This is a genomic window from Lutibacter sp. (assembly GCF_040883305.1).
Classification (GTDB): Bacteria; Bacteroidota; Bacteroidia; order Flavobacteriales; family Flavobacteriaceae; genus Lutibacter.
In genome coordinates, this window is record NZ_JBFLKT010000437.1 from 1 (window position 1) to 10939 (window position 10939).

At 29.5% G+C, this 10939-nt stretch carries 10 protein-coding genes; 7 read left to right on the forward strand and 3 right to left on the reverse strand.

Features of this window, described 5'->3' with window-relative positions; all coding sequences use genetic code 11:
- Positions 1 to 98 (reverse strand): beta-eliminating lyase-related protein (locus AB1Z17_RS14120; RefSeq protein ID WP_368052418.1); only part of this gene is annotated, 98 nt, incomplete at its 3' end.
- A gap of 126 nt (positions 99 to 224) precedes the next feature.
- Between AB1Z17_RS14120 and prfB the strand changes: the two genes are divergently transcribed.
- From prfB to AB1Z17_RS14150, 6 genes are all read left to right on the forward strand, one after another.
- Complete coding sequence (gene prfB, locus AB1Z17_RS14125) at positions 225 to 1331, forward strand: peptide chain release factor 2 (protein WP_368052411.1); 1107 nt, start codon at positions 225 to 227, stop codon at positions 1329 to 1331.
- A complete protein-coding gene (locus AB1Z17_RS14130) occupies positions 1331 to 1597 on the forward strand; it encodes a hypothetical protein (protein ID WP_368052412.1) in 267 nt (88 codons plus the stop codon). Before prfB ends, AB1Z17_RS14130 begins: the two co-directional genes overlap by 1 nt.
- 3 nt (positions 1598 to 1600) lie before the next feature.
- Complete coding sequence (locus AB1Z17_RS14135; protein ID WP_368052419.1) at positions 1601 to 1960, forward strand: HAD-IA family hydrolase; 360 nt, start codon at positions 1601 to 1603, stop codon at positions 1958 to 1960.
- Positions 1961 to 2111: 151 nt separating this feature from the next.
- Positions 2112 to 4502, forward strand: a complete 2391-nt coding sequence (locus AB1Z17_RS14140) for an outer membrane beta-barrel protein (protein ID WP_368052413.1) — start codon at positions 2112 to 2114, stop codon at positions 4500 to 4502.
- Positions 4503 to 4535: 33 nt separating this feature from the next.
- The gene (gene arsC, locus AB1Z17_RS14145) at positions 4536 to 4874 is read left to right on the forward strand and encodes an arsenate reductase (glutaredoxin) (protein ID WP_368052414.1); all 339 of its coding nucleotides are present in this window, start codon (positions 4536 to 4538) and stop codon (positions 4872 to 4874) included.
- Positions 4875 to 5104: 230 nt separating this feature from the next.
- On the forward strand, positions 5105 to 7558 hold the full coding sequence (locus tag AB1Z17_RS14150) for a TonB-dependent receptor (protein ID WP_368052415.1): 2454 nt from the start codon (positions 5105 to 5107) through the stop codon (positions 7556 to 7558).
- Positions 7559 to 7613: 55 nt separating this feature from the next.
- Here the strand turns inward: AB1Z17_RS14150 and AB1Z17_RS14155 are convergent, their stop codons facing one another.
- Together AB1Z17_RS14155 and AB1Z17_RS14160 are read right to left on the reverse strand one after the other, a co-directional pair.
- Positions 7614 to 7781 (reverse strand): hypothetical protein, encoded by a 168-nt coding sequence (locus AB1Z17_RS14155; RefSeq protein ID WP_368052416.1) that lies wholly within the window; start codon positions 7779 to 7781, stop codon positions 7614 to 7616.
- 96 nt (positions 7782 to 7877) lie between these two features.
- Positions 7878 to 9485, reverse strand: coding sequence for a fumarate hydratase (locus AB1Z17_RS14160; RefSeq protein ID WP_368052417.1), 1608 nt, complete (start codon positions 9483 to 9485; stop codon positions 7878 to 7880).
- A gap of 288 nt (positions 9486 to 9773) precedes the next feature.
- Between AB1Z17_RS14160 and AB1Z17_RS14165 the strand changes: the two genes are divergently transcribed.
- The coding region (locus tag AB1Z17_RS14165) for a class II fumarate hydratase (RefSeq protein ID WP_368052420.1) at positions 9774 to 10939 on the forward strand (1166 nt) is incomplete at its 3' end.

Genomic DNA, 10939 nt, shown 5'->3' on the forward strand with positions numbered 1-10939 from the left:
GATTTAAATACATCGTCTCCTACTTCCGCTTCCATCATTGCTTTTAACATTCCCTTTGTAGGCTTTGTTACCGTATCACTAATTAAGTTTATTTGCATTTTTTAAATTTTAATGAATCAAATATAGTAACTAAAATATTGCTGTTAAAATTTATTCAATATGTATTTAATTAATTTTTACTGTTTAAAAATGAAAGGTTATTTTTGTGTATCTTAAACATTGATATGATATCAAACGAACAACTAAATAAATTAGAAGAAAGAATTAGCAAGTTAAAAACTTACCTTGAAATTGATAAAAAATTAATTGAAATTTCAAACGAAGAAGAAAAAACTGCAAATCCAAATTTTTGGAACAATTCAAAAGAAGCAGAAATTGTAATGAAAGATTTACGATCTAAAAAAAAGTGGGTAGAAGATTTTGAAGCTATCAAAACATTTTTTGAAGAAACTTCCATTCTTTTAGACTTTTATACTGACGGGGAGGCAACTGAACCAGAAGTAGAAAAAGTATATAACAAAACCATAGAACTCCTCGAAAATTTAGAGTTTAGAAATATGCTTTCTGAAGAAGGTGATAGTTTAAGTGCCGTAATCCAAATTACGGCTGGAGCTGGTGGTACAGAAAGTTGCGATTGGGCAATTATGCTAATGCGCATGTATTTAATGTGGGCTGAAAAACAAGGCTTTAAAATTAGAGAACTCAACTACCAGGAAGGTGATGTTACAGGAATAAAAACTGTTACTTTAGAAATTGATGGTGAATTTGCCTTTGGATATTTAAAAGGAGAAAACGGAGTGCACCGATTGGTTAGAATTTCGCCTTTTGACAGCAATGCAAAACGCCATACAAGTTTTGCTTCAGTTTATGTATATCCGCTTGTAGATGATAGTATTGAAATAACAATTAATCCTGCAGATATTGAAATAATAACTTCACGTTCTAGCGGTGCTGGTGGACAAAATGTAAATAAAGTTGAAACAAAAGTACAATTAACACACAAACCAACTGGCATTCAAATTTCTTGTTCCGAAACACGCTCACAGCACGAAAACAGAGATAGAGCAATGCAAATGCTAAAATCTCAATTATACGAATTAGAACTTAGAAAACAACAAGAAGCTAGAAGCGATATTGAAGCTGGTAAAATGAAAATTGATTTTGGTTCTCAAATCAGAAATTATGTAATGCATCCTTATAAATTGGTAAAAGATGTTAGAACTTCTTATGAAACTGGTAATGTAGATGCCGTTATGAATGGTGAAATAGATGGCTTTATAAAAGCGTATTTAATGCAACAAGGACAAGTTGATGATACAAATGAATTGTAATGAATAATCAAATTGATACCATAATATTTGACCTTGGCGGTGTTCTAGTTGACTGGAAACCAGCATATTTATACCTAAAAATATTTAATAATGATGAACAAAAAGTACAATGGTTTTTAAATAACGTTTGTACTCCCGAATGGAATGCTGAACAAGATGCTGGCAGAACTATTGCAGAAGCAAATGCCTTAAAAATTGCAGAATTCCCTGAATATAAAAATGAAATTATTAGTTTTTATGAACGTTGGAATGAAATGTTTTCATGACCAATTTTAGAAAATTTAAAACTTCTTAAAGAGCTTAAAACTTCTAAAAAATTCAAAATTTATGCTTTAACAAACTGGAGTGCAGAAAAATGGGAAGAAGGTGTAAACTTATTTCCTTTTTTTAAAGATTTTGATGGAGTTGTAGTTTCAGGAAAAGAAAAAATGATAAAACCGTTTCCAGAAATTTATAAACTTATTTTAAAAAGGTATGCTATTAATCCAAAAAAAGCTATTTTTATTGATGATAACAAGGAAAATATTGAAACAGCAAACTTTTTAAATATTAATGGTATTCATTTTACAAAAAATTTAAACTTAACTGAAAAGTTAAATTCATTTGTAAAAGCCAAGCCTGTTAAATAATAGTAAAATACCTTTTACTCACATAAAAGGTAAATAAAATCAAATAAATGGGGAGTTTTTATTAATATTTTGTACTTTTGAACTTATGAAGAATTAATTTATTAACCTTTTGTAGTACAAAAAATTGTTATGTTTAATAAAAAATCACTTTATGAGAAGAATATTATTATTACTAATCATATTAACCCCACTAATTAATTATAGTCAAACTTTAAAAAAAGAAACTTATACAATAACAGGAAAAATAATTGATGGCACTACAAAAAAAGCATTAGAAGATGCTACTATTGTATTTAAAAGTATAGATTCTAATTCAATTAAATGTGGCGGAATTACAAACTCAAGAGGTAAATTTAGTATTGAAGTTGAAGAAGGTACCTATAACGTTTCTGTTGAATTTATTTCATTTAAATCAAAAAAAATTAATATTTCAAAGGTTAATAAAGATTTAAATATTGGTACAATTGCCTTAGAAGTTGATATTGAATTTTTAGAAGCAATTGAAATTAATGGAGAAAAAAGAGCAATTGACATAAAGCCAAATAAACTAATTTATAATGTTGACAAAGATATTGCTGCTGCAAGTGGTGTCGCTACGGATGCATTAAATAATATTCCTTCTGTTTCAATAGATCCTAATGGAAGTATTTCCGTACAAGGACGAGGAAATGTACAAGTATTAATAAACGGAAAATCATCATCTTTATCTAGTGCAAATGCTTTAAAATCACTTCCTGCCGGTGCCATTGAAAATATTGAAGTTATTACAAATCCTGGTGCAAAGTATAGCGGCTCTGCATTAAGTGTAATAAATATAATATTAAAAAAAGGTAAAGACGAAGGATTAAACGCTTCGTTAACTGCTGCTGCTGGTTTCAAAGATTATTCTGGAGGCTTATTTACTATCAACAATAAAAATAAAAATGTAAATTTTTATATAAACTCTTCTTATAATCATAGCAATCCAATAACAATATCATCTTCTCAGTCAGAATATTTTAGTAATAATAACACCACCTCATTTTTAAATGAAAACATTGAATCTAATAATAAAAGAGTTGCTTTTTATGGAACCGTTGGTGCCGACTTTTACTTATCAAATCGAAGTACTTTAAGTACAAGTCTCAATTTTTTGAATACTACAATCAAAAGTAATACCTTAACAACATCTGAAATATTTGATGCTACTTTTAATTCACTTCAATTAAATGATAGAACTCTTTTAAGAGATTTTGATAATGAAATGGTTGAATTTGTAACTGAATTTACCCACAACTTTAAAAAGGAAGGAGAAACTTTTACAACTTCAGTAATATACACAAAAGATTCAGATAGATTTGATAATACTATTACAAATACAAATACAAATTTTACTGATGAAAATTTTATTGAAAATATTAAATTAAATAAAACTTCTGTAAAATTTGAATATATAAATCCAATTAGCGAAAATTCAACATATTCATTTGGTTTTAAAGGAGATTATCTTAAAGTACCTTTTAAATATACCAATATAAATGAAGTAAAGAACATAGACTATGCTGAAAAAATTAATGCTGTTTTTGTGGATTTTGTAAGTCAATTTGAAAAATTTTATTATGAAATAGGTGTAAGAGCAGAGTTTCTTGAAATGAAAGCTGATTATTTAAATTTAAACAACTTACAAAAAAATAACTTCAACAAACTATTGCCTTCAGTATATTTAGAATATAGTTTAAGCGAGACAAAAAGTTTATCATTTGGTTTTTTTCAGAATATGCTTCGGCCTGAATTTGAAGATTTAAAACCTTTTAAAGAAAAATATAGTGAAACATCTTCTTTTATTGGTAATCCTAGTTTAAAACCAATTTATGTAGATGGCTTTTCTTTAACTTTTTCAAGTTCTGGAAATAAAATTACCTTTTTACCAAGTTTATTCTATCAAATTTTTAATGATTGGTGGGAAAAAGTTACCTATGAAACTGGCGATCAAATAAACGGTGCAAACAAAGTTATAACAACACCTGTTAATTTAGGCAAAGTAAATTATTATGGACTAAATTTAAGTACTACTTATAGAGCGAGTAATATGTTGAGTTTTACTAGTAATATAAACATTTATAATTTTGATCAAAAAGGTACTTTTACAACCGTAAATAACGCAAATGAAACTATTATTTTAGATTATAATGATAATAGTACAAACGGTTCGTTTAGCTTATTTACACAATTAAAAATACCTAAAGTTTTTGATTTTCAACTAAATACAAAACACACTTTAAAATCCGTTGGTTCCTATTCAACAAGAAAGGCATACACGTATGCAAGTGCTGCTATTAATAAAGATTTATTTGATAATAACGCATCTTTAAGTTTAAGAGTTGACGATTTATTTTTATCTAATGAAACCGATAGAGACAGGTATGATACTAATTATTTCACAAAAAGTTTATTTAAAAATAAATACCGTACTATATTACTTTCATTTACCTACCGTTTTAACCAAAGTAAAAAAGACCGATTAATTGATTTCGATAAAAAAGAGATTAAGCCAACCTATTAAATTAGTATTTTTGCATTAAATCTAATTCACAATATGAAAATATATCATAATCCACGTTGTAGTAAAAGCAGACAAGGTTTAGCAATTTTAGAAGCATCAAAACTTACTTTTGAAACAATAAAATATTTAGATATTCCAATTTCAAAAGAAGAATTAAGTGATATTATTAAATTATTAGGCATTTCTCCAATAGATTTAGTTAGAAAAAACGAAGCACTTTGGAAAGAAAATTATAAAGGAAAGGAATTATCTGATGCCGAAGTTATTACTGCAATGTTAGAAAATCCAAAACTTATTGAAAGACCAATTGTAATTAACAACGGAAAAGCTGTTATTGGTCGTCCTCCTGAAATAATAAAATCTATTTTATAAAATTTAAGTTTTTTTTAACAACGTAGAATTAGCTTAAATTGCCACTTTTCTAAAGTAAATTTCATAAGCAAACACTTTAACAAGCTTATTTTAAGTATATTATATATTTATTTTTCAAACCTAATTTGTTTAACTTTAATTGTTTTAATTTAAACAAACGTTAACACTCGTTAACACAAAAAGAGTCGAACCTAGCTTATCTTTGCACTATATTAACTAATAAATAATTCATGAAAAATATTGTACTTGTAATTTTGCTAAGTTTATGTGTAACCAGCTTAATTGCTAAAAATTACGAACCTATAGAAAAGATTTCCATTTTAGGAAAAGTAATAGATAAAGAAACTCAGCAACCGTTAGAATATGCAACAATTGTAGTAAAATCTTTAGATGATAAAATTGTAACAGGAGGAATTACTGACATAAATGGTTTGTTTGATGTTCAAGTTGCAAGAGGAACTTATAATATATCGGTAGAATTCATCTCATTTAAAACGTATACATTATTAAACCAAGAGATAAAAAAAACAACAGATTTAGGTGTAATCTCATTAGAAATGGACGCCGAATCTTTAAGTGAAGTTGAAATTATTGCAGAAAAAAGTACTGTCGAAATTCGTTTAGACAAAAAGATTTATAATGTTGGAAAAGACATGACTGTAAAAGGTGGTTCTGCTTCCGATGTATTAGACAATGTTCCTTCCGTTACTGTTGATGTTGAAGGAAATGTAAGTTTAAGAGGAAACGACAACGTTAAAATCCTAATAAATGGAAAACCATCTGGTTTAGTTGGTTTAAGTGGAACAGATGCGTTAAGACAATTACCTGCCGACGCCATTGAGAAAGTGGAAGTTATTACAAGCCCATCTGCACGTTATGATGCTGAAGGAACTGCTGGAATATTAAATATTATTCTACGAAAAGGAAAAGCACAAGGTTTTAATGGTTCTTTAACTGCAAATGCAGGAAATCCAGATAATTTTGGAGGATCTGTGAACCTAAATTACCGTACTAAAAAAGCTAACTTTTTTAATAGTACAGGATATAATTATAGAAATGCTCCTGGAAATTCTAGCAACAGCACAACCTATTTTAATGAAAATGGAACTATTTCGAATTTTAGAAATGAAAAAACAACCTACGATAGAGAAAACAACAGATTCAATACAAGATTTGGTGTAGAGTATTTTTTATCAGATAAAAGCTCTTTAACAGGTACCGTACTTTATAGAAAATCTGACGGTGAAGATATTTCTACAAATATTAACAATCAATTAGATGCTAATAATATTTTAAATAGAACATACCAACGTGTTGAAAAAGAAGATGAAGTTGATGAAACTATTGAATATTCCTTTAATTTTACTCAAGATTTTAAAACAGATGGTCATAAATTAATTGTAGATTTTCAATATGGAAAAAGTACTGAAAATAGTAATGCTTATATTTCAGATTTTGACACCTTTCCTACCTTTTTAGAAAACAACCCTGAAAGAAATTCAACAGATGAAGAATCTAAAGATATCTTAATAAAAGCAGATTACGTGCTGCCAATTGGAGAAAATGCACAATTTGAATTTGGTTTTAAAGCAGATTTAAATGAATTAACTACAGATTATCTTGTTGAAGATTTTAATGCAGAAACCAATGAATTTTTTAATAATACTAATTTTTCAAATACATTAAATTTTGATCAAGATGTATATGCTGTATATTCTCAATATGGGGAAAAAATAAACAAATTTTCTTATTTATTAGGTTTAAGAGCTGAAACTACTGACAGAAAAATAGATTTAATTCAAACTAATGAAGTTTTTAATAAAAAATATACTGAATTTTTTCCAACAGTTAATTTGGGTTTAGAATTTAATGATTCTGAAAGTTTAACTTTAGGATATAGCAAAAGATTAAGACGTCCAAGAAGTTGGTTTTTAAACCCGTTTGAATCACGTACTAGTGAAACTTATATTAGAAAAGGAAATGTAAATTTAGATCCAACTTATACAAATTCTTTTGATTTAGGATATTTAAAAAGATGGGATAAATTCACCTTAAACTCTTCAGTTTATTACCAACATGCTGTTAATAATATAGAAATGGTACAAACTGAAGACATTAGAGATATTGATGGGGTTCCTACTTTAGTTATAATTAGAAATCCTATTAATCTTAGTTCGCAAGATCGCTACGGTTTTGAATTTACAACAAACTATAACCCTTTTAAATGGTGGAGACTTAACAATAGTTTTAACTTCTTTAAATCTGTTACTGATGGTGAATTTAACAATATTAGTTACGATTCTGATGATGTAAGTTGGTTCACTAGAATGGTATCTAGAGTTACTTTACCAGGAGAAATTGACTGGCAAACAACCGGTTTTTATATGGGCCCATCTGAAGGAGCACAATCTAAAAGAGATGGTATGTTAATGGTAAATTTAGCTTTTAGTAAAGATATTTTTAAAGAAAACGCTACAGTAGCTTTAAATGTGAGTGATTTATTTAATACACGAAAAAGAAAATCAACAAGTTATTCTCCAACCACAGAATCTGTTGGTGAATTTCAATGGAGACAACGCCAAATTATGTTGAATTTTACATATAGATTTAATCAGAAAAAGAAACGCGAAAGATCGCAAGGTGATTATGATGGCGGTGGTGAAGAAGAAATGTTTAAAGCATAAAACCAAAAAAGGGCAATTTTTAAATTGCCCTTTTTTATATATTAAATACCAAAAATTACTTTTTAGGTATTGCTCTGCCTTCTTTTCTATATTTCCAAGATTCTCTAAAATATCCTATTAACCAATAAGGAATTGCAAATGTTAATAAAAATATCATTAACCAAAATCCCATTGTAAAGATTGTTAAAAATACTAAAAAACCAGAAAATTGAGATAAATCCATAACTTTAAAATCTTATATTAATTTTTACAAAAATAATATTTATTTTTTATTATTGGCAGTACTTTTAATTTTATTTTTAATGATCGTTTAGATTGTCTATTTAAATTCAGCAAAGAAATCATTCCCCTTATCATCTACCAATAAAAATGCTGGAAAATCTTCAATTCTAATCTTTCTAACCGCTTCCATTCCTAATTCTGCAAAGTCAATAACTTCTACAGATTTAATACTTTCTTTTGCTAAAATTGCTGCTGGACCTCCAATAGAACCAAGGTAAAAACCTCCATTTGCTTTACAAGCATCTGTAACTTGTTGTGAACGATTTCCTTTTGCAACCATTACCATACTACCACCTGCTTTTTGGAATGCATCTACATACGGATCCATTCTTCCTGCTGTTGTGGGGCCAAAACTACCCGAAGCCATTCCTTTAGGTGTTTTAGCTGGACCTGCATAATACACTGGGTGATCTTTAAAATACTGAGGCATATCTTCACCATTAGCAAGCATTTCGCTAATTCTTGCGTGTGCCATATCACGAGCAACAATTAAAGTCCCTCTTAAACTAAACCGTGTTTTTACAGGATGTTTAGAAAGTTCTTTACGAATTTCTTCCATTGATTGATCCAAATCTAACTCAATTGCGTCTTTTAGGTGTGGCGCTTCTTTTGGTAAAAATTGTCCTGGGTTCTTTTCTAATTCTTCTAGAAAAATACCTTCTTCAGTAATTTTACCTTTAACATTTCTATCTGCACTACAACTAACACCTAGCCCAACTGGGCAAGATGCTGCGTGACGTGGCAAGCGAATAACACGTACATCGTGCACAAAATATTTACCACCAAATTGCGCTCCTACTCCACTTTCTTGACAAATTTTTGTAATTTTCTCTTCCCATTCCAAATCACGAAAAGCTTGACCGCCATCGTTACCTTCAGTTGGTAAATGATCCAAATAACCTGCCGATGCTTTTTTTACTGTTGCTAAATTCGCTTCAGCAGAAGTTCCACCAACAACAAATGCCAAATGATAAGGAGGACAAGCTGAAGTTCCTAAATCCATAATATGTTTCTTTACAAAATTGGTTAGATTTTCTTCTGTCAATAATGATTTGGTCATCTGATATAGGTAGGTTTTATTACCAGAACCGCCACCTTTTGTTATAAATAAAAATTCATATTTATTACCTGTTTCAGCATAAATATCTATTTGAGCAGGAAGGTTTGTACCTGAATTTTTTTCTTCTAACATTGTTTGAGGAACAATTTGAGAAAATCGAAGATTATCCGTTTGATATGTATTAAACACTCCTTTTGAAATACATTCAGCATCATTAACACCTGTAAAAACATCTTCCCCTTTTTTAGCTACACAAATTGCAGTACCTGTATCTTGGCAGGTTGGCAATTCTCCAGCCGCAGTTACCATTTGGTTTAACAGCATTGTATAAGCAACAAAACGGTCGTTATCTGTAGCTTCTGGATCTTTAAGAATTGTCTCTAATTTTTTTAAGTGAGAAGCGCGTAAATAAAAAGATACATCGTGATATGCCGCTTGTGAAAGTAACTCAAGACCTTCCGGTGCAATTTTTAAAATTTTTCTTCCATCAAAATCTACCACAGAAACGTGATCTTTAGTTAATAAACGGTATTTTGTAGTATCCTTTGTAATAGGAAATGGCTTTTGGTATTTAAATTCTGACATCTTATATAATTTTTTGTAACTTTAATTTTATTCACACAAATATACAATGGAATAAGAAAATAGTAGGTAAAAAAGAGGTTAATTTATCCGCTCTCTTAATTAAGAATTTAAGTTTATGTAGATCCATTTTCCATAATATTGTTAGTACGTCACCCTGAATTTATTTCAGCGTCTCACTATATTGTTTACGTTAAGAGTATAATTCGATTCTGAAACAAGTTCAGAATGACGAACAATATAAATTTTGAACTATTTATGGATACACAAAAATTAACAAACACAATTATTATGAAATACAGAATAGAAAAAGACACTATGGGTGAAGTTAAAGTTCCTGCAGCCAACTATTGGGGAGCACAAACCCAACGTTCTATAAATAACTTCAAAATTGGTGCATCAGCTTCAATGCCTTTAGAAATTATATATGGATTTGCCTACTTAAAAAAAGCTGCAGCACACGCAAATTACGATTTAGGTGTACTTTCTTCAGAAAAACGAGATTTAATTTCAGCTGTTTGTGATGAAATTTTAGATGGAAAACACGACAATCAATTTCCGCTGGTAATTTGGCAAACAGGTTCTGGAACGCAAAGTAATATGAATTGTAACGAGGTAATTGCTAACCGTGCACACGAAATTGCAGGAAATGTTATTGGTGAAGGTGAAAAAACAATTCAACCAAATGATGATGTAAACAAATCACAATCAAGTAACGACACCTTCCCTACTGGAATGCATATTGCTTGTTATAAAATGCTTATTGATGTAACTATTCCTGGAGTTGAAAAATTAAGAGATACTTTACAAGCAAAATCCGAAGAATTTTCAACTGTTATAAAAATTGGTAGAACTCATTTAATGGATGCAACTCCTTTAACGTTGGGACAAGAATTTTCAGGATATGTTTCTCAATTAAATCACGGTTTAAAAGCATTGAAAAACACCTTGCCTCATTTGGCTGAATTGGCTTTAGGCGGAACAGCAGTAGGAACAGGATTAAATACTCCAAAAGGTTACGATGTTTTAGTTGCTAAAAAAATTGCAGCATTTACTGGTTTACCATTTATTACGGCTGAAAATAAATTTGAAGCTTTAGCTTCTCACGATGCTATAGTTGAAAGTCACGGCGCTTTAAAACAATTAGCAGTTGCTTTAAATAAAATTGGAAACGATATTAGAATGATGGCTTCTGGACCACGATCTGGAATTGGAGAATTAATTATTCCTGCAAATGAACCAGGAAGTTCTATAATGCCTGGGAAAGTAAATCCAACACAATCTGAAGCATTAACTATGGTTTGTGCGCAAATTATAGGAAATGACGTTACAATCTCTGTAGCTGGAACTCAAGGTCATTATGAATTGAATGTTTTTAAACCAGTTATGGCTGCAAACTTTTTACAATCTGCTCGTTTAATTGGCGATGCTTGCGTTAGTTTTAATGAAAATTGTGC

What these genes read in the sequence shown, in the direction of transcription:
- prfB (WP_368052411.1), top strand. Translation starts at nt 225, where the DNA reads ATGATATCAAACGAACAACTAAATAAATTAGAAGAAAGAATTAGCAAG.
- AB1Z17_RS14130 (WP_368052412.1), top strand. Translation starts at nt 1,331, where the DNA reads ATGAATAATCAAATTGATACCATAATATTTGACCTTGGCGGTGTTCTA.
- AB1Z17_RS14140 (WP_368052413.1), top strand. Translation starts at nt 2,112, where the DNA reads ATGAGAAGAATATTATTATTACTAATCATATTAACCCCACTAATTAAT.
- arsC (WP_368052414.1), top strand. Translation starts at nt 4,536, where the DNA reads ATGAAAATATATCATAATCCACGTTGTAGTAAAAGCAGACAAGGTTTA.
- AB1Z17_RS14150 (WP_368052415.1), top strand. Translation starts at nt 5,105, where the DNA reads ATGAAAAATATTGTACTTGTAATTTTGCTAAGTTTATGTGTAACCAGC.
- AB1Z17_RS14155 (WP_368052416.1), bottom strand. Translation starts at nt 7,781, where the DNA reads ATGGATTTATCTCAATTTTCTGGTTTTTTAGTATTTTTAACAATCTTT.
- AB1Z17_RS14160 (WP_368052417.1), bottom strand. Translation starts at nt 9,485, where the DNA reads ATGTCAGAATTTAAATACCAAAAGCCATTTCCTATTACAAAGGATACT.